The following is a 22,180-nucleotide window of genomic DNA, read 5'->3' on the forward strand; positions in this document are numbered from 1 at the left end:
TTTCATCCAGCCACAATCTTACCACTGTACTTTTTTATGTTTCCATTTGAGAATATGAGTTCAACAATTAGCGTGTTGTCCTCAATGTGTATGTTTGCCCGCTTTATCTTTGAACGATAGTACTTCATCTTCTTACCCTTTGGAGTGGTTCTCTCCTGAACGTGGATTAGCCCTGCATTTTCAAGCATATGCAGTCTTCTGTAGCAGGCAGCAATCGGCACGTTCAGTTCCTGACTCAGATCTATGGCGCTCTTAACATCTCTGGTTGTGGCAGCGAGGATCTTTATTGCATAGCCATCCGTTAAAATTTTAACTATCCTCTCCAGGGGAACACTATCCATATTTGAACGATGGTGGGGGATTTTAAATAATTTGCATTGTGATTATCTCAAATGAAAATCAATCGCAAAAATCTTTTGAGATTTTCACGGCATATATTTTTTAAATAATCCAGCCAAGTTGCAAATATGAATGTACTATCATACTTCCTCTTGGAAACCTCTGTCGGTAACATAATGTGGCACATTCTCCTTGGATTCTTAGCCGGTATTATAATCCTGCCAAAGAGGAGGGGCAAGATTTATGGAGCACTCATACTCTCAATCATTATGGAAGCGATCACCGATGGAGCACACCTCGTAAACAAGGATATAACACACAATATGATATTCTTCCTGCAGATTCCCCTCGCCCTAATTCTCTTTGAATATATCTTTGATGCTAAGGGGAGGCATATGCCTCTGTTTCTCACCATACTGGGGATAAATCTGACCCACTTCTTCTCGGACGCCGTTCTTGAGGGAGATAGTCTTGCCATATTTTATCCCCTGACACCGCAGTGGTACACATTTAGAACAACGGTTTACGGTATCAACGCAACACTGCTCAGCGCCATTGCCCTATTTGCCATTTTCGGGCTGCTGTACTACATAAGCAGAAAGTACTACTCCACTTCCAGTTCCTGCTCATCCCCCCAGCGGAAGGAAATTCGCAGGTACAATTTCCCCTCTTTCATAACTACGGTGGCGTCCTTTATGCGGGCTTTGTAAAGGGTAATCCATTTACCCTTCTGTGTCAATTTTCTTCCCACAGCCTCTATCAGTTTCAGACGCTCAAGTTCTCTAAGCCTTCTGTAACACACTGCTATGGGTATGCCCAGCGTATTGCTTAGGGTTATTGCATCCAGAGGCCTGTGCAACGTGGCTCTTAGAATTCTCACAGAGTATGGGTCGGAGAGATGTCGAAGCACGTCCCAGGCATAGGTGTTATCCTCTACGATTCTCATCACCCCTCACATAAGGGGTACCATCTCAACGAGCAATCTCTTTTTCTCCACCCTTGTGATTAGGGCCATCACGGAATTGGAATCCTTGATCACGGGTATACCGTCCATATTCTCCAGGTACACGTTTCTCTCAACGCCCAGATGGGTTGTATCATTTTCCACCTTGCTGGGTGTTAGAAGAATGACCCTGTGCTTCATCTTAGTGGTCTCAATTAGGCGGGGCAAATCTGTCAGTTCTCTGTACATACTCTTCAGCGCATCAATGCTTATTATTGCCAAAGAGTTACTCCCCACATGATACTCTATGATGTCTGGGGAGAGTTCAATGAGCATGTCTCTGCCTTCAAGAATTATATCTGCGTTCTCCTTGCCAAATCCTGCGATTTTCACCCTGCCTTTTGTAAACTTATCCGCATGCTTTTTGAGAGTAAATCCTGGATAGGTTATGGGGGGTACAATCAGGGTGTTCTTGTCATTTTTCTTTACCATTGTGAGAATTAGAAGTTGTATGAGCTCCACGGGGAAATTTGGAGAAATTATGAAATTAAGGGAGGATGATTTCAGGGAATCCAGGTATTTCTCAAGTTCTGCGCCATCAATACCATCCACGGAATCAAGGGAGAAGTTCTCATAGTTGAGAACTCGAAGATGCCCCCCGTGAAGGGTGTATATGTATTTTGACCTCTTAATGGGGGAGCCCCGGAGTTTCTTTATGATCATATACCTCTTCCACGATGAATCCCAGGGTTCATGGTGCAAACTTATAACCCCATCGCCCAGGTACTCTATGTTCTCGAAGGAGGAACTTTCTAAAACAAATATTATGTTTGCAAATCCCCCCTCCACAAGGTCCTTTTGCAGGGTGTAAAGAAGTTTCTCTGCAGGCACACCGTACTTCTCGCTCAAGCCATCTATGGAATCCACGCACACTAGGGCCCTCTTTGGATGAATGCTCTCCACAAAATCATAGATTTCATCTATTTCGGGCATCATTGAGCCAACTTCTATGAACGCCTCGTTCTCCAGAATTTTAGCCCTTTCCTCAATCATACCTTCTTCTATTAAACCTTCCAATTTTGATAGTTCGGCTCTGGAAATTTTCCTCTTCTTTGTTTCAACCTTTTTGTTCAGCACCTCTTTCAGCCATGGGAACTGCATGAATAGAACATCATCAGCAACCCGTGAGGATATGTAGTGAATTTCAAAATCTCCTTTAAGCTGGTTCAGAATCTCAAGAGCAAAGGTTGTTTTTCCGCTTCCCGGCTCACCCTTTATCAGCAAAGAGTGTCCTCCTCCATTTTGAAAGAATCTCACGATCTCCTCGGGGATCATTTTTAATCACTCTCCTGACCACTCTATTGCATATCTCCTTAATAAAGAATACTCCTTGTTTGTATAGGCATTATTATCAGTTATGATAATGAGGATTGCATTCTTCTCCATCACATAACTGTTTATGAGTTCTATGTTTCTGAGCACATTGATGAAATCGTTATATAGGAGGAGATACTCCACGCAGTCCACAAGAACTATGGCATTTTCATTCTCTTCAATGAACCTTATTATGCTATCCGTCAGAATGGTCAGGTTGTGGGGCTTTATTCTGTCTTTGCCCACGATATCTGTGACCCATACAACCTTAGCACCTCTGATTTTGGGAGCATTAGCAAGGTTTCTCAGTGCCATGAAGAGATTTATGTTACCTGTCATAAATTTTGGAATGATGTCGTAGATTTTTCTCTCAAACTCTCTTCGCACAATGAAGGTCTTTCCCCATTCAAAGCCGTAAGCGTAAATCATGTTTTTTGCAATCCTTTTTAACCTCAACAGTTTACTTACACTTCTCTTATCCCTGTGCGAGATGAGAATTCCCATAAAAATGGTTTTGAAATTAGCAAGGCTTTCATCAATTATTATAAAATCCCTGTTTGCATACTTTGTTATAAGAGACCTGTTAACGTGCCTAACCAGGGGTACCACGAACATATCTTCTTCCAGGATTTCAATATTCTCGCTGTGGAGTTCAGTTAGAATTATGGAGGGGTTGTATTTTTTATGAAGAGAAATTATATCCTTGTAAGGTTTAACATCATAGCATCTGAATTTGAAATCCATATTTTTCAAATGCATGGAGATTTTATTCCGCACATCGGCACTGCTGTGGAAGCAGAGTAGGTCCATATAAATCCCTATTTCCCTAAACGTATTTAATTTTTTGTACAAGGGAATCAATCAAGCACGACAAATCTCACGGAAGCATTGTCCAGATTCAGGAGTGCTATGCTCTTCGTGCCTGTCAAATATCCGCACGCTTCTCCAGGATTTATTATTCTTGTATTTCCTATTTTTCTCAGATCCCTCCTGTGGGTGTGGCCATAGAGTACAAAATTGTAGTTTCCAGATTTTGCGAAAGAATCAACGATGCTCCTTGTTCTATCAACACTGCCCCACCCGTGCAAAAGCAGGAATTTCTTTCTCTCAACATCCATCTCAAAAGGAGCCTCTGAAATTACAAAATCCAACTCCCCCGCAACTTTGGAAAGAAGCAACCTCTCCCCATCGTTGTTTCCAAAAACCCCGTAGAGTTTTAAACCTTCAAATATTCTTAGGGTGAAAGGTGCCACAAAGTCACCCAGATGGAATACGTAATCCACTTTCTCCTCCCTGAATATGGTGGCCGCCCTTTTTGCAGACTCAATATTGTCGTGGGTATCGCTTATTATCCCTATCTTCATAATCTGAAAAAGGCAAACATGCTTAATTATTTTATTGCCCTCTTTCCCTTCTCAGTGAGATAATAAATTTTTGGCCCGTGCTTTGAACACACCCTGTAAAGGGCGCAGGTTTTGCACATGAGAAGCATATCACCGCTGCGCTCCGATGAATGTAGATAACCCATCTTCTCAAGATGTTCAACCATTCCAAGGAGGGCGGAATATTCCATATTGAGTTCCTCTGCAATCTCTGCAAGAGTTTTTCCAGAATCTATGCCCCTGAGCACCTCCTTGATCATGGCTCTTTCCTCCTGAAATGCCACCGCACGAAGAACGGATAAAGCCCAAGCAGGGCGAGGAAGAACATGTAAACTTCCAGGCGGGGTGGCGTGGAGTATGGTGCGCATGACTCCCCAATGCAGAGTATGTAATAATCAAGAATATTTGCCAGAACTATGAGTGTTTGGAGCAGACCGATTCCAATGAGAAGTGAAAGGCCAACGATGTAGAAGGAGAGCCCATCGTATAGCATCTTAACCGTGTTCTTTGCTCCATACAAGATCAGAGTAGAAGCCACAATCAGGGAGAACCCTCCCATGATATCCGAAGGTGCTCTCCATAATTTTAAGCCCACGAATGATAGAATTTCAAGAATTCCCAGTACGATCGCTAATATTGAAAGTGCAGAGGAGTATATGACAGATAAAAGTACCTTTGTTTCCATTTTCAAGAGCCCACCCCCAGAAGAGAGCCGATGTTGTAAATAAGGAAGGAGAAAAGCATTGCCAGGGCAAAACCCTCAGCAATCACGAAAAGAACGAATTTTTTGCTTCTCGTTTCGTTGTATATTGTGGCAAGTGTGGCAACGCAGGGTGTGTAGAACAGGATGAATGCCAGAAGGGAATAGGCCTGAAGGGGAGTCATGGCTGCCATCATGGCTGCCTTGGTCTGATATATTGAGTAAAAAGCGGTGATCACAACCTCCTTTGCGAAAAATCCGAAGAACAGTGCTATTATGGCCTCGGGGGTGATGCCAAACGGTGCGCCCAGGGGACCCATAAATTTTGCAAATTGGCCAATGTAACTTTCAGGTCCCCCAAATTTCACCCCCCATGGCAGTGCGGCCAGGAGCCATATTATCCCTGCAGCCCCTATTATTATTGTTCCGGCCTTGCGAAGGAAACCCTCACTTTTCTCCCACATGTGAATAAGTATCCCCTTCACTGAGGGTACCCTGTATGGTGGGAGTTCCATCACGAATGGCTCTGCCCTGCCCTTGAATATCGTTTTGCTGTAAATGTAACCAAGAAGAGCCACAACGACCATGGAGAGCAGGAGGAGGGACCAGAGCACAAGTGCCTGGTGGCGCTCAAAGAATATGGATGTGAGAAATGCAAAAACCTGTATGCGTGCACCACAGGGAATTAGCGGGTTGAGTGCAATACTCAACTTTCTTTCCCTCTCATTTTTAAGTGCTCTGGTGCTCATAACGGCTGGCACATTGCAGCCAAAACCCAGCATGAGGGATATGATCCCACGCCCCTCCATTCCTATTTTCCTCATAAGTCTGTCCATCAGGAACGCCACCCTTGCAAGATAGCCCGAATCCTCCAAGATGGATAAAATGAGGAACAGGAGCATTATTATGGGTGTGAATGTGAGCACCGCGGCAAGGCCCCTGAACATTCCGTAGTTTATGAAGGAGGATGCCCAGGATGGCATGAAGGAAGCCATCCAGTTGTATGATATGTCAATGAGTCCGTTTATATGGCCGCTGGCAACATCCTTTCCGTTGAATATGAAGTCAATGGCGTCCTGAAATGGAGCGGCAACTGTGAACACAAACTCAAACGAGAGGTAAAGAATCACGAGAAATATGGGTAGCCCGAAGATCCTGTGGGCAACCACGTGGTCAATCATGTCGGTTATGGTCACGCCACCCACATTTATGGGAACGGCTACCTCGTGAAACAGACCGTGGGCAAAGGAATACCTGAAGGATGCCATCAAAGTTTCTATGTCATCCCCGTAAATGTCCTCAATTTCGTGTCTCAAATGCTCTGCAAGGTGCAGGAGATCTCTCCTTCCAAGGCTTGCAATTTTTTTGCGCACCTCCACATCGTTCTCTATCAGTTTTATTGCATGCCATCTTGGGTTATTCAAATCCAGATCCTTCAATTTTTCCTCCAAGATTCCGATTCTCCGCTCCACATCCTCGGGATAGTAAATTTTTTTCGCAGCAAAACTGCCGTGGAGGGCCTGATGCAGAAGTTCTTTAACGCCCTGTCCCTTTATTGCCACGGTGGGTACCACAGGAAGCCCCAGAAGGGACTCTATTTTGTTCACATCCAGTTTGTACTTCCTCTTTGCCTCATCAAACATGTTGAGTGCCACAACGATTCTGTTTGTGAGTTCCATGAGTTCTGTGAGGAGGTAGAAATTTCTCTCCAGATTGGTGGCATCAATCACGTCTATTACAACATCCGGTTGCTCATCAAGTATGAAATTTCTGGTTATGATTTCTTCAAGGGAGTATGCCGTGAGGGAATACGTTCCCGGCAGGTCCACAATGGTTATTTTCTCTCCCTCAAATGTCACGGTGCCCTCCTTTTTTTCCACGGTCACTCCCGGCCAGTTGCCTATGTGCTGATGCGCCCCGGTAATAGCGTTGAACAAACTCGTTTTTCCCGTATTGGGGTTCCCTGCCAGGGCTATGAGCACAGAATCACCTCACATAAATTCTGTACGCCTCTCCCCTCCCAACGTAGAACTCTCCCACATCGGTTCTCACGACCATGGGGCAGCAGGGTTTCAAAATCTCCACCATTTTGCCGGGGGATATTCCAATTCTGGCCATGTTCCTTATGAACCCCATGCCTCCATCCAGAGTGACCACTCGCACTCTCTTCCCCATGGGTATAAGATGAAGGGGTACAATTCTATCTATCTCTATATAGTCCGCCTCACTCTTCCTCAGGGATACGAAAACGCCCCTAACCTCACATTCAATTGGATCTCCAAAGGGTGAATACCGGGCAACTCTGATCACCGTGCCGGGGAGTATGCCCATGGATAGCAGCCTGCGGTGTATTGCACCGTAACCGCCAACCTTGGTAACAACGCCTGTTTCCCCGGGTTTCAGTTCACTGAGTTTCACGGGTTAAGGATAGGGAGAACATATTTAAACTTAATTAAACAGATTCGGGTAATCAAAAATAAAAGGGATCAGAGAGATTCAAACCTATCCTGCAGTTTCTTCAGCACCTTTGGAAGCGTAGTGTACTCCATGTCCTCCAGAGGGAGGCGATGTGGCTCAAATGGGCCGTGGCGGCGCATATAATCCGCTATGTATTCAGCAGTTTCCCTGGCACGATCGAAGGCGGGGTCGTCAAATAGATCCACGGGACCCACAAGTTTTCCATTGGCTACCTGGAATCCGAGGGCCGCCACTCTCGGCGGACCATCAAATCTGGTGCAGTGTGCCTGCTTTATGCTCACAGGCATCAGTGGACCGTTATGTGAGCCGCGCATCCATCCTGATACAAGGTGGGGGAATGCGAATGGCTCTAGGACCTCACCCAGAGCTGGGCACCCGCTCTGCGCTCGTACAAGTGCGACGGGATCATCCTTACCCACGTACTCTCCTGCAATCTGGTACAGTTTCTCCGTGCTAACCACGGCCACAACCTCACCCTTTACCTTGGGATTGGTCTCTGTAGCATAAACTCTTTTGATGACATACCTGCTCTTGGCTCCAATCAATGCGAGAAGGTCATACATCTCCGCGGGGGTGTGAAGCAGGACCTTCTTGTGCTCCATTATGTCCCAGACTTCAAAGGTAAAGCCATCGTGCATACTGGGATCTATCACGAGCCCGGCGGTGTTGAAAGGATCTCCAAATATGCGATATATGGGCAGGTTAAACGCTCCCGGCTCCGTTTTATCCATCATAAATGCCACTATGGGTTCGCTCTTCCTCTCTGTTATCTCCATCTCCGCTATTCCCGGCCCCATGCCGCGTATGTTTCCGCTGAACGCGTCCTTGAGCAGATCCTGGCCTGCACCGTATAGTTTGAGTTCCTTGGCAACGGCCGTTGCCTTCTCAAAAGTGTTCCAGGCGAGTTTGTGAATCTCCTCACTATCCACACCCTTGCGATGTGTCATTATGAGCTGGAGATCATCTCCCACACCTGTTACATGGAAATCCTCCAGTATGTGTTCATCCTTTGCCTTCTGCAAGGTCTCCTTTGCCGTCTCAATCAGATCCGGATGCACCGTGGAATGTCCGGGCCAGCCCCCGACATCCGCCTTTATCAAACTAATTGTTATCTTGCTCATCTTATCACCGTGCCTAAATCATCGCAACGGATTTAAAATTTGCGAATTTGGAATCTTTTATGTCTCGGGCCAGGGTTCTAATCCTGTCTTGGTGATTTTATTTCACTTAACGTTTCAGCGGCTATGCGAAGTTCGCCCGAAGGGCGAATTTGGGCAAACAAAGTTTGCCGTATAGCCGCGTGTTTCCTGAAGTTTCGGCGAGCGTTATATTTGATTACTTTTTTGTTTGTTAATTTTTTTGATATTTCTGCCTGTTCAAATAACTCCGTTATTTCTCTGTTTTCATTTTTTATTTTGTTGGTTGCTAATATTTTTTCTTCTTTATTTTCTTTTGAGCGAGCCGAAATTTGGGCGTTCGGCCACGGAAACTCCAAATATACGAAATTCGTATAACCCTCCTTATAGGTGTTATTCGGAAGTTTTATTGCGTTACAATGCATCAACGAAAATATTAACCTATGAGATAAAAATCTTACTCCGAAGAAAAGGTATGAACCGATTACGAAAACAACGCAGATTTACACCCATGTGGCAAATGGGGAGATAAACATTTAATACCCCGAGATGATTATGCTTTGGTGATAATGTGGTGAGGGTTGCAATAAACGGATTTGGGAGGATTGGCAGGCTTGTTTTTAGGATTGGGTATAAAGAGATGGACATAGTGGCAATAAACGACATAACGGACGCGAAAACTCTCGCACATCTGCTCAAATACGATACCAACTACGGGAAATTTGATGGCCAGGTGGATTACACGGAGAACAGCATAATTGTCAATGGTCGGGAAATACCAGTTTTCAGCGAGCGGGATCCGGAGAATCTTCCGTGGAAAGATCTTGGTGTTGATATCGTTGTTGAGAGCACCGGTGTTTTCCGCTCGCGGGACAAGGCTGCAAAGCACCTGAAAGCGGGGGCGAAGAAGGTAATTATAACTGCTCCTGCGAAGGGCCAGCCCGCGGATGTTACCATAGTGCTTGGAGTCAATCATGAGATGTACGATCCTGAGAGGCACGATGTGATAAGCAACGCCTCCTGTACAACGAATTGCCTTGCACCTGTGGCGAAGGTGCTTCACGAGAATTTTGGAATTGAATACGGGCTGATGACAACTGTGCATTCATACACAAATGATCAGAGAGTGCTTGATTTACCTCACAGGGATTTGAGAAGAGCAAGAGCCGCTGCTCAGAATATCATACCAACAACCACGGGTGCCGCAAAGGCCATAGGTCTTGTGCTCCCTGAGCTTGATGGAAAGATGCATGGCATATCGATCCGTGTGCCTACAAGCACGGTAAGCATTGTTGATCTTGTTGTGGAGGTTGAGAAGCCCGTTACCGAGGATGAGGTGCGCGAAGCGTTCAAACGCGCTGCTGAGGGTGAGTTAAAAGGCATATTGCAGTACGTGGATGAGCCTCTGGTATCTTCAGATTTCAAGGGCAATTCCCACAGTGCCATGTACGATGCCTCGGAGACCTACGTGCGGGGAAACCTTGTCAAGGTGCTTGCCTGGTACGATAACGAGTACGGCTACGCTGCCCGTGTGGTTGATCTCGTTAAATACATTTCAAGGTGGCTGTGAAAAGATTAATAAACCAATATGCATAGGATATTGAAGGTGATGGATTTGACAAAAAAGAAGGAAGAGAAAGAAGAGTTCACCCTGGAGGATTTGCCCGGTGTGGGGCCAACCACGGCCGAGAAGCTGCGTGATGCCGGTTATACCGATTTAATTGAACTGGCAGTGGCATCTCCGAAGGACCTTGCTGATGTTGCCGGTATAGGAGAAGGCGTGGCTCAGAAGATAATTCTCGCCGCCAGGAAGTACGCCAATGTTGGAGGCTTTGAGACGGGTGATGTTATTTACGAGCGCAGAAAGAATGTTACAAAACTCACAACGGGCTCTCCCGAATTTGACAGGCTACTTGGTGGTGGTCTTGAAACCCAGGCCATAACAGAGTTCTTCGGCGAGTTCGGCTCGGGCAAGACTCAGATCATGCATCAACTTGCCGTCAACGTTCAGTTACCCGCTGACAAGGGCGGTCTGGAGGGGCATGCCATATATATTGACACGGAAAACACTTTCAGGCCTGAAAGAATAAAGCAGATGGCAGAGGCTCTTGGACTTGATCCCATTGATTCACTCAAGAAGATACATGTGGCAAGGGCATTCAATTCAAATCACCAGATTCTCCTTGTGGATAAGGCCATGGAACTGGCAAAGGAGTATCCCGTCCGGCTTCTCATTGTGGATTCTCTGACAGCCCATTTCAGAGCGGAGTATGTTGGTAGGGGTTCTCTGGCAGAGAGACAGCAGTTGCTCAATAAGCATATGCATGATCTTCTGAAATTTGCAGATCTCAACAACGCCGTTGTGGCCGTGACAAATCAGGTGGCTGCCAATCCGGGTATGATGTTTGGAGATCCGACCCAGCCCATTGGAGGCCATATTGTTGGGCACACAGCCACTTACCGGATATACCTTCGTAAGAGCAGGGGCAACAAGAGGGTTGCAAGGCTCATAGACTCTCCCGCGTTACCCGATGGAGAGGTTGTCATAAAAATAGTTGAGGAGGGAATAAGGGACGCTTAAATGAGGTACCATCTGGTACCTTCTTTTGTATCCTCTATTTTTATTCCCATTTTTTCCAGTTGCTCCCGGATGTAATCTGCAATGTCGTAGTTCTTTCTCCTGCGTTCCTCATTCCTTACTTCAAGGAGCAGCCCTATGAGTTTTTCCTCCTTATCTCCTCCCGTACCCCTCGGCAGCAGATCAAATATATAATCCATCTCCCCAAGGAATTCAAGGGCCGCTCTTGCATCAGGACCATGGAGATCCTTTGCGTAGTTCACGAAGTTCAGGTACTCGGCCAGGGCCTCTCTGGTGTTGAAATCATCGCTCAGGGCCGAAATTATGCTTCTCTTCGCATTCCTTATTCTCATTTTCGTCTGCTCTGATGCATCTCCCCCACTGGCCGATTTTTTAAGTATTTGGTATGTGCTCCATATTTTTTCAAGAAGAGGAATGGTATCTGTGATATTCTTCTCGCTGAAATCGTAGGGTTTGCGATAATGGGAGTTCAGGTACATGAGGCGCAGCACCTCCGGCGGGTACTTCTTGAGAAAATCACGAATTAGGAACACGTTGCCTATGCTCTTGCTCATTTTTTCCTTCTCAAATCTAACCAGGCCAACATGCATCCAATACCTTGCAAAGGGCTTACCTGTTGCAGCCTCGCTCTGGGCAATCTCATTCTCATGGTGGGGAAAAATCAAATCTGCACCGCCGCCATGGATATCCAGGGTTGAACCGAGATAGGTCATGCTCATTGCACTGCACTCTATATGCCATCCAGGGCGCCCTGGACCCCAGGGAGAGGGCCAGTGGGGCTCTCCGGGCTTTGCCGCTTTCCAGAGTGCAAAATCAAGGGGGTTGCGTTTTTTATCGCTCACCTCAACCCTTGCGCCTGCTAGCATATCCTCCATTTTTCTGTGTGACAATTTGCCATAATTCTTGAATTTTTCAACAGAGAAATACACATCTCCACCACTCTCATAGGCGTATCCCTTCTCAATCAGGGTTTTTACGAGGTTTATAATCTCTTCCATGTGCCTCGTGGCCTTGGGTATAATGTTTGGACGGCGCACTCTTAAAGAGTCCATGTCTTTTAGGTACTCCTGCGCGTAGTAATGGGCCATCTCTATGGGATCCTTGCCCAGTTCATTTGCCTTGTTTATTATCTTGTCATCAACATCGGTGATGTTGGATATGAGGATAACATCGTAGCCCATGTATTCCAAGAATCTCCTGAGGACATCGAACATAATTGCGGGCCTGGCGTGGCCTATATGTGCATAATCGTAGGTTGTTGGTCCGCAAACGTAAATGCCCACCCTTCCCGGATGAAAGGGCTCAAACTTCCTTCTCTCGCCGCTGAGCGTATCGTAGATGTAAATATCCCCCATAATTTGGCATGTTTGTGTGGTATAAAATAATTAAGCTATCTGAGAACCCTGCAAAGAAATTTTATAAGCACAAAACCTTTTATTTAAGCCTTGAATGTGGATTACTTCTAAACAAAGAAAATGGAGAAAAAGGGCCTAATGGCCCACGCCAATTTCTTCCGCTATATCCTCAAGATCCAGCGAGACCAGTTTGGCCTTGGTTGGCACTCCGTCCTCGCTCCAACCCCTTGCCTGGTAGTACTCGTCCAGCATATGCTCAAGTTCCTTGGGTTTAACATAGGAGCCCGCACTCTTGCCCTTTGGTATGGGCTCATGCATTATGCGCCATGGTAGGGTATCATCCTTGCGGTCAAATCCCTCTCGGACATTGAAGGCACGGGCAACGTTGTATATGCGTTCTCCAATGACCATGAGTCCTGCGTTGCTCATTTCAAATCCCGTTACAGCATGAATCAATTCAGGGAACCCTTCAAGGAAGTACATGTGCCTTGAGAACTTGCATACACCAAGGGCATCGTACACCTGCATAAGATCCTCGTGGGTTTTCACCTCAAATCCCTTGTTCTCGGCACTCAATCTATCTATGCCATCAAATTTCCACCATCTGCCCACCAGTTCCGTGCCATACACACCGGCGGTAAGATGGCATGCACCACGATAGGATACGGCCATTGCAAGGGCCATTCCCTTTATGCCGCGGACATCGTATGCTGGCAATTCTTGGCCCTTTACATGTATGGCAAATTTATCACTTCCCTTTCCCAATCTTTCGGCGGCTCTCTTGCTTCCATCGGCCAGTAATTTGCCCAGATTTCCCTCACGGTAGGCCATTTTGCGAAGTGCTTCAGCGGCGGCCTCAACATTCCCAAATCTCAAATCCAAGCCATCAGTGTCTTCTTTTGTGAGCAATCCACGCTCGTAGGCCTCCATGGCCCAGCCGATGGTCACTCCGGCTGATATTGTATCCAGCCCGTATAGATCGCAGAGAAGATTCAGGTAGGCCACAGCCTCAGGGTCATCAATTTCAAGTTCTCCACCCAGGGAGTAAAGGGTCTCGTATTCAGGTCCATCCGTTTCCACTCCTGGCTTGTACTTTGTCAGTTTGAACACCTGGGAGCATGGCTTGGTACAGTTTGGACATGGATTTCTACCGCTTCTGAACTTTGGAACCCAGTAATATGGGTCTATGCCCAGCAACTCCCCCTCCTTGGCCCTGTCGTAGAAACTCTGGAAGTATCCCCACTGCCAGTTCCTTGTTGGGAATGTGCCACGCTCAAGATTCATCCATCTCAAAAATTCTCCGCTTCCGTAGCCCATATCGTCCTTGGTGGCCGGGTGATCCTTTATTATCTTGGCCCATTTGGCTATGAGTTTTCTCAATTTTGCAGCATCGTATGGCTCGGGCTTCTTGGTGCCCTTTACCACTATACCCTTCAACTTCTTTGAGCCAAAAACCGCGCCTATACCGTTCCTGGCTGCCTGCCTCTCCTCAAAGTCTATGCCACTTATCCTGCTTAGGTTCTCGCCCGCAGGCCCTATAACGGCGGTGCTCACCTTTCCGTACTTCTTCTTCAATTTTTCCTGCGTTTCCCTTGTATCCATACCCCAGAGGTCTTTGGCGGGCTCTATGCTCACATTCTCATCCTCAATTCTTATTATCACAGGCTCATCGCTCTTTCCCTCAATTATGAGCATCTCGTAGCCCGCCTTTTTGAGTTCCACACCCATCGGTGCTCCAACAACTGTGCGTCCGAATCCGCCAGTAAGCGGGGACTTGGAAGTGAGAGAGGTCTTGGATGCTGTTGGCACGCCAAAGGGAGTTAATAGGCCCGGGGCGATGAATATCTTGTTTTCCTCACCCAGGGGATCTGCGCCCTTTGGAACCTCCTTGTAGAGATAATAGGCGGCAATTCCAAGTCCACCCAAAAATTTCCTTGCAATCTCGGGAGGCAATTCCTCAGTTTTCGCACTCTTATCATTGAGATTTACCCTCAAAATTCTACCGTAACCGTTCATTTTATCACCGAAAATAGGCATGGAAAGAGGAAATAAAAGGTTTCGTTATGCTCATCTGAACTTTTCGAGCACCGAGTCAAATATTTCCATACCCCTTCTTATATCTTCCTCGCTTGCCGCGTAGGAGAAGCGAATGTGCTGTGTGCCAATCTTTCCGAATGCGTTTCCAGGGGTGCACAGCACACCTCTTTTCACAACCTCTTTCACTATCTCCACCGGGTCGGCGTTAAGTTCTATCCTGGGGAATATGTAAAATGCTCCCCGTGGGAAATTGGGTTTCACACCATCCATCTTTCTGAGCAAATCGTATATAAGATCCCTTCTTCTTCTGAATTTCTCAACCATCATATCTGAGTAGTACTTGCTCTTTCTGATTGCGGTTAGGGCCGCGTACTCAATTGGGCTCTGTGGACATGCCACGGAGTAGTAGTGTATCTTTCCGATCTGCTCCACATACTCCTTGGGAGCGATCAGGTATCCAAGGCGCCATCCGGTCATGGCGAACTCTTTTGAGAATGAGTTTACAAAAATGAGTTTGTCGTATCTTCCCAGGAAGGTTCTGGGTGCACCCTCGTAGATTATGTTAAAGTAAACCTCATCGGAAATTATTATCAAATCGTTATCCTCTGCAATATCTACCACCATTTTTATGTGCTCCTCGTCAATTATTCCTCCCGTTGGGTTGTTTGGATAGTTCAGAATTATGGCCTTCGTTTTCTTCGTTATCCTCTCCTGCAGGTCCTCCTGCGTGGGCATAAAATCGTTTTCCTGCAGAATTGGATAGGCCACAGGTTTTCCTCCGGCAATTATGGTATGAGGCTTGTAGAGCACGAAGCCCGGATCCGGATAAAGAACCTCGTCGCCGGGGTCTATGAGGGAGAGCATGGTTGCCAGCATACCTTCCGTGGCTCCCACAGTTATTAGGACATTCTCGGCGGTTATATCTGCATATTTTGAAAATTTCTCCGCTATAGCCTCTCTAAGTTCCGGAAATCCCTTTGAGGGACCATATTTGTTGTAACCTCTCTCCACCGCTTCCCTTATGGCATCAAGAGCTTCGGGGGGTGGCTGAAAGTCGGGCTCTCCGAGACCAAGATTGATGACCTCTCCCTGGGCCATATCAAAAATCTTTCTTATCCCAGAGAGTTCAATGCCCATAACTCTGTTTGAGAACATAGGTGCGAAAAGGAATTAAAGGAATTAAATATTTCCATTGCTAAATAATAGCACGATTAAGTTTATCTAATGGAATGTCATGCTTGCATGGTGATTCAAATGGTGTTTGAGAATGAGGTAATAAAGGAAATTCTTGAAAAGTACAGGAGAATATGGGCCATTGGCCATGCATCCTCGGTGCTTGGCTGGGATATGGAGGTTAACATGCCCAAGGAAGGGATTGTGGAAAGGAGTGTTGCTGAGGGAGAACTTGCCATACTGTCCCAGGAGTTTCTTCTCAAACCAGAATTTGTGGAACTTGTGAACCGTGCAGACTCCGTTGAGGGACTAAACGAGTACGAAAGAGGAGTCGTCAGGGTGCTGAAGAGAAGAATAAAGATTGAAAGTTCATTCCCTCCAGAGTTTGTCAAGGAATTGAGTGAGACAACAAGCAGAGCCACTGCCGTGTGGAAGGAGGCTAGGGAGAAGAACGATTATGATAAATTTGCACCCTGGCTCGATAAAATAATGGATCTTGGAAAGAGGGCGGCCGATTATCTTGGTTATGAGAGGTATCCCTATGATGCCCTGCTGGATCTCTTTGAGGAGGGTCTGACCACAGAGGATGTTGAGAGGATGTTTGATGTGGTTGAAAGGAGACTCAAACCCATTCTTGAGAGAATTTTGAGTGAGGGAAAGGTTCCAAGGGAGCATCCACTTGAGAAGTTGAAGTATGAGCGTGCCAGTATGGAGAGTGTGAACAGGGAAATTTTGAAGATGTTTGGATTTCCTCTGGGTGTACGTTCCCGCATAGATGTTTCTGCGCATCCATTTACCACGGAGTTCGGTCTGAAGGATGTGAGAATAACCACAAGGTATGAGGGAGTTGATTTTCGTCGCACGATCCTGAGCACGGTGCACGAGTTTGGCCACGCCCTTTACGAATTGCAGCAGGATGAGCGATTCATGTTCACACCCATAATAGGGGGTGTGTCCCTTGGCATTCACGAATCCCAATCCCGGTTCTGGGAAAACATCGTTGGAAGGAGCATGGAGTTTGCTGAGTTGATTTACCCTGTTCTGAATGAAAATGTGTCGGGTATAGGAGATTACACCCCAGAGGACATTTACTGGTATATGAACATAGTGCGTCTCGATTACATAAGAACGGAGGCGGATGTTGTGACCTACAATTTCCACATACTGCTTCGCTTCAAACTGGAGAAAATAATGATCAATGAGGGCATAGATGCAAAGGATCTACCTGAACTATGGAATGATGAGATGGAGAATCTTCTGGGAATAAGACCAAAGAACTATGCTGAGGGTATACTCCAGGATATACACTGGGCCCACGGCACAATAGGTTATTTCCCCACATACTCAATAGGTACAATGCTGGCGGCCCAGATTGCAGAGCACATGAGAAGGGATGTAAATATAGAGGATTCAATAAAGAATGGTGAGTTCCAGCCCATAAAGGACTGGCTCAGGGAGAAGGTTCACAGGTACGGCTCAATTTATCCGCCAAAGGAACTTTTGAGGAGAGGTCTCGGGGAGGATTTCAATCCGGAGTACTTCATAAGGTACGTTGAATCAAAGTACCTTTGATTTTTGCGAAAAATTATATACCTCCTCTTTCATACCTTTTTTAAGGAGGCTTAGAAAATGGGTTTGCTTGCTTTCATAGGTATACCGATAGTGGAGGATATAATTGCCTTTTTCATAACCCTCGTGGCAATTTTTGCACTCATAGGCATAAACGACAAACTTAGAAATTCGGGGAAATTGAGCATCAACGTATCCAGAAAGGTTATACACACATTCGCAGCACCGATTTATGTGTTCTTCTTTCCCTTTTACTCTAGCTCATGGTACTCTCCAATCATTGCGTCCATAGTGCCCCTCATTTTCGCTTTGAAATTTTTAACAATTGGGCTGGGAATATCAAGGGATGAGGCCTTTGTCAACACTATGTCCCGTTCTGGAGATCCCAAGGAGTTGCTCAGAGGGACATTCTACTACACCCTGATAATGATTTTCGTCTCCATCTTCTGGTGGACACATCCTCTTGCCCTCATATCCTTCTCTATCCTTGCCTTCGGCGATGGTTTTGCAGATATTGTTGGAAGGAATTACGGGAAGAGAAAGTTGAAGGTGCCCGCAGGAACGAAGACAATCGAGGGTTCCCTGCTTGGAATGTTCCTTATAGGGTTTACCCTAACCCTGCTCATGATTTTCCTTTACGGGTTGATGGGTGTGGGTGTTTACTCCTCTGGGAATCTCGTCTACACGTACAGCATTGGAACTGTGGCCCAGTGGTTTGTGCCCATTTTGATTCTATCCATAGTTGCCTCTGTTGTTGAATTATTCAGCCCCCATGATGTGGATAATATAATCATACCCGCATCTGTGATTGTGATGGGTATAATCTTGATCGCTCTGGGTCTCTGGCCGGGTATACACACCTTCTGGGAACCATTCTGGGGATTGTGATGCCCACCCTCCCTCTTCCAGGTCTCACTGTGATAAAACTCGGCGGCTCGGTACTCACAGATAAGTCCCGACCATATTCTTTGATGGAAGAGAGAATTAGGGAAATTGGGAAGGAACTTGGAGAGGTTTTTGAGAGGATGATAATAGTGCATGGTGTGGGCTCTTTAGGTCATCCTCCGGTTAAGGAGTACCACCTTTACAGGGGTTACGAAAGTGGGGAGGATCTGGTAAATCTTGCCCATACCCAGTCCCTCGTTTTTATTTTGAGAACCAGACTGGCAGATGCACTTAGGAACCAGGGCATACCGGCCATGATATTCCTTCCCAGCAGCGTTATTGTTGCTGAAAATGAAAAAATAAAGGAATTTTACAGCGAATCCATTGAGAAATTTTTGGATCTTGGTATGGTTCCCCTCATCGGAGGGGATATGGTCTACGACGAGGTCAGAGGTTTCTCTGTTTGTTCGGGAGACACCATCGCTCTGCATCTGGCAGCACGGTTAAATGCAAAACGCCTGATCTTTGTCTCCGATGTGAATGGAATTTACACGGAGGATCCGAAGACCAACGAGAATGCCCGATTGATAAGGGAGATAAGTTTAGATGATATACAGAACAGAGCCCAAGTATCCGGTTCTGCTGGGATAGATGTAACCTCGGGTATGAAGGGTAAAATTGAAAAACTGAAGAGTTATGCGCATCTCCTAAAAGATACGGAGATAGTATTTCTATCAATGATGAATTACGGAAATTTAATAGGATATGCGCTTGGTGAGAGTGCAGAATTTACAAGGGTGAAAATAAAAAAATAGAGGGTGTTTAAAATATTTAGAGGTACTTTATCTTGCTGGATGCCCTGAACACAAATTTCTTCTTCTCAGGAACGTTAATAACTTCCTTTGTGCGCGGATTTCTTGCCTTCCTTGCCTTCTGTACACGGCGCTCAAATATCCCAAATCCCACGAGATTTACCTTGTTTCCATTGTTTACCTGCTCGACGACCTCATCAACAAAGGCCCTTATCACTGCTCTTGCCTGCTTCTGGCTCACTCCAGTCTTCTTGGCAACAGTTTTTGCCAACTCGCTAATTCCTACCATTTTTAGTCACCCCAATGAAGGTATTGCCATTCTTGTATAAATATTTTTTTGTTAGAATTACATTGAGAAGCCGTGTAGCACGCTTTTATAAATTTATTTACATTTAATAGGTTTTCCACAAATGCCGTAAATGGCAAAGTTTTTTAATGTTGTGTGCGTAGAGATTGTGTGAATCAAAGGAAAAAATACATGCAGCGAATTGCAAGGGAAAGAATAAAAATTCTTTACGAACTGGCACAGAATGAGGCCATGAATGGTGATGAAGAACTTGCCAGAAGGTATGTGGATCATATTTTGAATTTATCTCGTAAGTACAATGTGCGCCTTCCAGGGTATATGAAAATGAGGATTTGCAAAAAATGCCACAGTTTTCTGCTACCCGGAAAAACGGCGCAGGTCAGACTTAAAAAGGGAAAGGTTGTGATAAAATGTCTCAAATGCGGAACGTACAAAAGATATCCATATAGATGATCATTCAGATATCGTTTCCAGCTGGAACAGAACGTTGTATCCCCTGAGCGTTTCGTGCACTTTATCGGCGAACCAGATTGCGTCCTTCACCGTTGCCCCATTGTCCCACTCGTATACCATATCGTATGTACCTGTTATCGGCTTGAATCCAAGAGACTGCAGTCTGCTCATGATCTCGCTGGGGTTTGCTCCTTCGCTGTTGAAGGTTATCTTCAGGTAAGTTTTCATTCCCATAACGTGGGGGAATTGCATAATCAATATTTATTAATTTTCCCTCGGATATCAGGGATAAAATCTAAATCATTGATGATTATATACTCCCAATGGTTTCATCGTTTCATCTCAAGAACCGCCTGATTCTGTTCATCCTTATGGTTATAATCACAATACTGCTGGGAAGTTTGGGCTATGTGCTCATTAAGGTTTTTGTGGAGCATCAGAGTGCAAGCCTCACCAATGCCATATACTTCAGCGTTGTCACTATATCCACCCTGGGCCATTATCCTGCAGGTGTTGACCTGCAAAGCGAGGTGGGTAAGTGGTTCACCATAATTTACCTGATCTTCGGGCTTGGCGTGATTTTCGGGGGTATTCAGGCTCTTCTTGGTCCTTGGATAGAGTTGAAGGTAAGGAGCGCGGTTCATGGTGAGAAACTGCCTGTTCCTGAAGATGCCCATGTTATAATTGCAGGATACAATGATGTGGCGGATATAATAGTGGAGGAACTGGATTTGCTGGGCATACCATTCGTGATTGTGGATGAAAATGCTCCTTCAACTTACCCTGCTGTGATTGGCAAACCCACGGAAATGGAAAATCTCATGAAAGCCAACATAAGCAGAGCCAGAGCCCTCCTCGCAATAGGGAGCAGCGAGATTAATGCTGTGACCACACTCACTGCTAGAAATATGAATGAGAGGTTGAACATAATAGCCCTTGCCGAAAACTCCGGTGTAGGGGATATACTGAAAAAGAGTGGGGCAAATTTTGTGATAAGAAAGGACGAAATAATAAGTTCCGTTATATCTCACTGGGTAAATGAGGACCTGACCCATAAATTTACTGGGGAGATATTCCAGGACACTCATATTTTGGAAAAAAGGATTGAAAGTGAAACCACTGTGATGGAAATGGGTAAGAGGATGAAGAATGCCATCATAATAGGGGTTTATAGGGGTGGTGAGTTGTTCGTAAATCCCGCCCCCCAGTTCATTCTGCACCCTGGTGATGTGGTTATACTTTTGAAGGGGGTGTCTGGATGATACTATGTGGTTACAACGATTTAACCAGGCGACTTGGGGGCACGATTATAGATGTGAAGGCCGAGGGAGAGGGGGCAATAAAGGGAGACCCATCCAGGGAAGAGGTTCTTTTGAAGGCTGGAATAGAGAGGGAAAGGGTGCTCATTGCCGCCACCGAAAGCGATGAGAAAAACATATACATAACGCTGCTTGCAAAGAAACTCAATCCGGGAATAAAGGTAGCGGTCATCGTCAGTAAGGCTGAGAATGTCAGAAAGGCCTATCAGGCAGGTGCTGATTATGCTGTACTTGAGAGTGAGATCGTTGGCAGGGAGATTTTGAGATTCCTTCTCGCCCCTCGTGTGGCCTCTTTCATAGATAGAATAATGATCTCTGGAGATCTGAGTATTGTTGGATTGAATTTGCCCGATAGGTACTCCGGCAAGAAAATAAAAGACACTGATATACGCAGGAAGATTGGAATTATTGTGGGCATAAAGAGAGGGGATAAATTTATAAAGAAACCGGGTCCAAACGAGGTGCTGAGAAAGGGTGATGTGCTCATATTCATCCTTCAGGGAAAAGAAATAAATAAAATAAAGGGAATAATGGGACAATGGATTTTACCCAAGGACTAGTGGAAACTGCCTACAAGGCGTACGAGAAGAAACTTTTGAAGATTGTGAAGGAGGGAAAGATTCCAGGGCATGTGGGTATAATTATGGATGGAAATCGTCGGTTTGCAAAGGAGCTGGGTATGAAACCCTCGGATGGGCATATGAAGGGTCGCGATAAATTGGAGGAGGTAATTGACTGGTGCAGGGAAGTTGGCATAAAAATACTCACCGTTTATGCCTTCTCCACAGAGAATTTCAGCAGAAGCCGTGAGGAAGTGCTTGAATTGATGCGCCTTTTTGTTGAGAATCTGAAGAGGGCGGCTGATGACGAGCGGGTGCATGAAAACGGGATAAGGATAAGGGTCATTGGGCAGAGGGAGATCCTTCCAGAGGATCTTCAAAGGGCCATAGATTACGCAGAGGAGAGAACGAAAAATTATGATAAGTTCTTTTTCAACATAGCCATTGCCTACGGTGGAAGGGAGGAAATAGTGAAGGCCATAAAGGAGATTGCCCAGGAGGTAAAGGAGGGCAAACTTAAAATTGAGGATATTGACGAAAACGAGGTCAGAAAGCACCTGTACACTGCAGAACTACCGGATCCTGACCTGATACTTCGCACATCTGGCGAGGAGAGAATAAGCAATTTTCTACTTTGGCAGAGCGCCTACAGTGAGTTTTACTTCGCTGACATATACTGGCCCACGTTTCGTAAGATTGACTTTCTCAGGGCTATAAGGGACTACCAGTTGAGGCAGAGGCGGTTTGGAAGGTGAGATT

General features: G+C 45.8%; 26 protein-coding genes. 10 read left to right on the forward strand and 16 right to left on the reverse strand.

The window, feature by feature from the left end:
* Positions 1 to 2 precede the first annotated feature (2 nt).
* Positions 3 to 341 carry a winged helix-turn-helix domain-containing protein gene (locus tag ACIM339_RS02930; protein ID WP_015283114.1) on the reverse strand — a complete coding sequence of 113 codons (339 nt, stop codon included), beginning with the start codon at positions 339 to 341 and terminating at the stop codon, positions 3 to 5.
* Between the two features lie 126 nt (positions 342 to 467).
* On the opposite strand from ACIM339_RS02930, the gene ACIM339_RS02935 reads away from it, so the two are divergent.
* Positions 468 to 1,049 carry a hypothetical protein gene (locus ACIM339_RS02935; protein ID WP_015283115.1) on the forward strand — a complete coding sequence of 194 codons (582 nt, stop codon included), beginning with the start codon at positions 468 to 470 and terminating at the stop codon, positions 1,047 to 1,049.
* On the opposite strand, the gene ACIM339_RS07820 is transcribed toward ACIM339_RS02935, so the two are convergent.
* The 10 genes from ACIM339_RS07820 to ACIM339_RS02980 all read right to left on the reverse strand — a co-directional run bounded on the left by ACIM339_RS07820 (position 944) and on the right by ACIM339_RS02980 (position 8,777).
* A complete protein-coding gene (locus tag ACIM339_RS07820; protein WP_015283116.1) occupies positions 944 to 1,285 on the reverse strand; it encodes a helix-turn-helix domain-containing protein in 342 nt (113 codons plus the stop codon). The two genes, ACIM339_RS02935 and ACIM339_RS07820, sit on opposite strands and share 106 nt — an antisense overlap.
* 6 nt (positions 1,286 to 1,291) lie before the next feature.
* The gene (locus tag ACIM339_RS02940; RefSeq protein WP_015283117.1) at positions 1,292 to 2,617 is read right to left on the reverse strand and encodes a gas vesicle protein GvpD P-loop domain-containing protein; all 1,326 of its coding nucleotides are present in this window, start codon (positions 2,615 to 2,617) and stop codon (positions 1,292 to 1,294) included.
* Positions 2,618 to 2,623: 6 nt separating this feature from the next.
* Positions 2,624 to 3,466 carry a DUF835 domain-containing protein gene (locus ACIM339_RS02945; protein WP_015283118.1) on the reverse strand — a complete coding sequence of 281 codons (843 nt, stop codon included), beginning with the start codon at positions 3,464 to 3,466 and terminating at the stop codon, positions 2,624 to 2,626.
* A 47-nt stretch (positions 3,467 to 3,513) separates the two neighbouring features.
* Positions 3,514 to 4,020 (reverse strand): metallophosphoesterase, encoded by a 507-nt coding sequence (locus ACIM339_RS02950; RefSeq protein WP_015283119.1) that lies wholly within the window; start codon positions 4,018 to 4,020, stop codon positions 3,514 to 3,516.
* A 26-nt stretch (positions 4,021 to 4,046) separates the two neighbouring features.
* Positions 4,047 to 4,298 (reverse strand): winged helix DNA-binding protein, encoded by a 252-nt coding sequence (locus ACIM339_RS02955; RefSeq protein ID WP_015283120.1) that lies wholly within the window; start codon positions 4,296 to 4,298, stop codon positions 4,047 to 4,049.
* Complete coding sequence (locus tag ACIM339_RS02960; RefSeq protein WP_015283121.1) at positions 4,295 to 4,723, reverse strand: hypothetical protein; 429 nt, start codon at positions 4,721 to 4,723, stop codon at positions 4,295 to 4,297. The genes ACIM339_RS02955 and ACIM339_RS02960 overlap by 4 nt, the downstream gene beginning before the upstream one ends.
* 2 nt (positions 4,724 to 4,725) lie before the next feature.
* A complete protein-coding gene (gene feoB / locus ACIM339_RS02965; protein WP_015283122.1) occupies positions 4,726 to 6,720 on the reverse strand; it encodes a ferrous iron transport protein B in 1,995 nt (664 codons plus the stop codon).
* A gap of 4 nt (positions 6,721 to 6,724) precedes the next feature.
* A complete protein-coding gene (locus ACIM339_RS02970) occupies positions 6,725 to 7,156 on the reverse strand; it encodes a ferrous iron transport protein A (RefSeq protein ID WP_015283123.1) in 432 nt (143 codons plus the stop codon).
* Between the two features lie 68 nt (positions 7,157 to 7,224).
* Positions 7,225 to 8,337 carry a fructose-1,6-bisphosphate aldolase/phosphatase gene (gene fbp, locus ACIM339_RS02975; protein WP_015283124.1) on the reverse strand — a complete coding sequence of 371 codons (1,113 nt, stop codon included), beginning with the start codon at positions 8,335 to 8,337 and terminating at the stop codon, positions 7,225 to 7,227.
* 77 nt (positions 8,338 to 8,414) lie between these two features.
* Positions 8,415 to 8,777: a hypothetical protein gene (locus ACIM339_RS02980; protein ID WP_015283125.1), complete on the reverse strand. Its 363-nt coding sequence runs from the start codon at positions 8,775 to 8,777 to the stop codon at positions 8,415 to 8,417.
* A 146-nt stretch (positions 8,778 to 8,923) separates the two neighbouring features.
* Here ACIM339_RS02980 and gap point away from each other — a divergent pair, with 146 nt between their 5' ends.
* Together gap and radA are read left to right on the forward strand one after the other, a co-directional pair.
* The gene (gene gap / locus ACIM339_RS02985) at positions 8,924 to 9,922 is read left to right on the forward strand and encodes a type I glyceraldehyde-3-phosphate dehydrogenase (RefSeq protein WP_015283126.1); all 999 of its coding nucleotides are present in this window, start codon (positions 8,924 to 8,926) and stop codon (positions 9,920 to 9,922) included.
* 39 nt (positions 9,923 to 9,961) lie between these two features.
* A complete protein-coding gene (radA, locus tag ACIM339_RS02990; protein WP_201764064.1) occupies positions 9,962 to 10,933 on the forward strand; it encodes a DNA repair and recombination protein RadA in 972 nt (323 codons plus the stop codon).
* Here radA and cysS read toward each other — a convergent pair.
* The 3 genes from cysS to ACIM339_RS03005 form a co-directional block, all read right to left on the reverse strand.
* Positions 10,930 to 12,306, reverse strand: a complete 1,377-nt coding sequence (gene cysS, locus ACIM339_RS02995; RefSeq protein ID WP_015283128.1) for a cysteine--tRNA ligase — start codon at positions 12,304 to 12,306, stop codon at positions 10,930 to 10,932. The genes radA and cysS overlap by 4 nt on opposite strands.
* Positions 12,307 to 12,441: 135 nt before the next feature.
* Positions 12,442 to 14,322: an aldehyde ferredoxin oxidoreductase family protein gene (locus ACIM339_RS03000; protein ID WP_048103742.1), complete on the reverse strand. Its 1,881-nt coding sequence runs from the start codon at positions 14,320 to 14,322 to the stop codon at positions 12,442 to 12,444.
* A 51-nt stretch (positions 14,323 to 14,373) separates the two neighbouring features.
* A complete protein-coding gene (locus ACIM339_RS03005; protein WP_015283130.1) occupies positions 14,374 to 15,498 on the reverse strand; it encodes a pyridoxal phosphate-dependent aminotransferase in 1,125 nt (374 codons plus the stop codon).
* Between the two features lie 93 nt (positions 15,499 to 15,591).
* Between ACIM339_RS03005 and ACIM339_RS03010 the strand changes: the two genes are divergently transcribed.
* From ACIM339_RS03010 to ACIM339_RS03020, 3 genes are read left to right on the forward strand one after another with little or no spacing between them, the layout of a single operon-like run.
* Positions 15,592 to 17,088 carry a carboxypeptidase M32 gene (locus ACIM339_RS03010; RefSeq protein ID WP_201764066.1) on the forward strand — a complete coding sequence of 499 codons (1,497 nt, stop codon included), beginning with the start codon at positions 15,592 to 15,594 and terminating at the stop codon, positions 17,086 to 17,088.
* A gap of 57 nt (positions 17,089 to 17,145) precedes the next feature.
* The gene (locus ACIM339_RS03015; protein ID WP_015283132.1) at positions 17,146 to 17,973 is read left to right on the forward strand and encodes a diacylglycerol/polyprenol kinase family protein; all 828 of its coding nucleotides are present in this window, start codon (positions 17,146 to 17,148) and stop codon (positions 17,971 to 17,973) included.
* Positions 17,973 to 18,785, forward strand: a complete 813-nt coding sequence (locus ACIM339_RS03020; protein WP_015283133.1) for an isopentenyl phosphate kinase — start codon at positions 17,973 to 17,975, stop codon at positions 18,783 to 18,785. The genes ACIM339_RS03015 and ACIM339_RS03020 overlap by 1 nt, the downstream gene beginning before the upstream one ends.
* Positions 18,786 to 18,801: 16 nt before the next feature.
* On the opposite strand, the gene ACIM339_RS03025 is transcribed toward ACIM339_RS03020, so the two are convergent.
* Positions 18,802 to 19,071 (reverse strand): HU family DNA-binding protein, encoded by a 270-nt coding sequence (locus ACIM339_RS03025; protein WP_015283134.1) that lies wholly within the window; start codon positions 19,069 to 19,071, stop codon positions 18,802 to 18,804.
* A 168-nt stretch (positions 19,072 to 19,239) separates the two neighbouring features.
* On the opposite strand from ACIM339_RS03025, the gene ACIM339_RS03030 reads away from it, so the two are divergent.
* A complete protein-coding gene (locus ACIM339_RS03030; protein ID WP_015283135.1) occupies positions 19,240 to 19,542 on the forward strand; it encodes a ribonuclease P protein component 4 in 303 nt (100 codons plus the stop codon).
* On the opposite strand, the gene ACIM339_RS03035 is transcribed toward ACIM339_RS03030, so the two are convergent.
* Positions 19,543 to 19,776, reverse strand: a complete 234-nt coding sequence (locus tag ACIM339_RS03035) for a hypothetical protein (protein WP_015283136.1) — start codon at positions 19,774 to 19,776, stop codon at positions 19,543 to 19,545. It lies immediately after the preceding gene.
* A gap of 89 nt (positions 19,777 to 19,865) precedes the next feature.
* Between ACIM339_RS03035 and ACIM339_RS03040 the strand changes: the two genes are divergently transcribed.
* The 3 genes from ACIM339_RS03040 to uppS are packed head-to-tail and all read left to right on the forward strand — an operon-like array spanning position 19,866 to position 22,176.
* Entirely contained in the window at positions 19,866 to 20,804 is a 939-nt protein-coding gene (locus tag ACIM339_RS03040) for a TrkA family potassium uptake protein (protein WP_015283137.1), read from the forward strand.
* On the forward strand, positions 20,801 to 21,421 hold the full coding sequence (locus ACIM339_RS03045) for a TrkA family potassium uptake protein (RefSeq protein ID WP_015283138.1): 621 nt from the start codon (positions 20,801 to 20,803) through the stop codon (positions 21,419 to 21,421). The genes ACIM339_RS03040 and ACIM339_RS03045 overlap by 4 nt, the downstream gene beginning before the upstream one ends.
* The gene (gene uppS / locus ACIM339_RS03050; protein ID WP_015283139.1) at positions 21,400 to 22,176 is read left to right on the forward strand and encodes a polyprenyl diphosphate synthase; all 777 of its coding nucleotides are present in this window, start codon (positions 21,400 to 21,402) and stop codon (positions 22,174 to 22,176) included. Before ACIM339_RS03045 ends, uppS begins: the two co-directional genes overlap by 22 nt.
* Positions 22,177 to 22,180 lie beyond the last annotated feature (4 nt).

It is taken from the genome of Aciduliprofundum sp. MAR08-339 (assembly GCF_000327505.1).
Taxonomy (GTDB): Archaea; Thermoplasmatota; Thermoplasmata; order Thermoplasmatales; family Aciduliprofundaceae; genus Aciduliprofundum.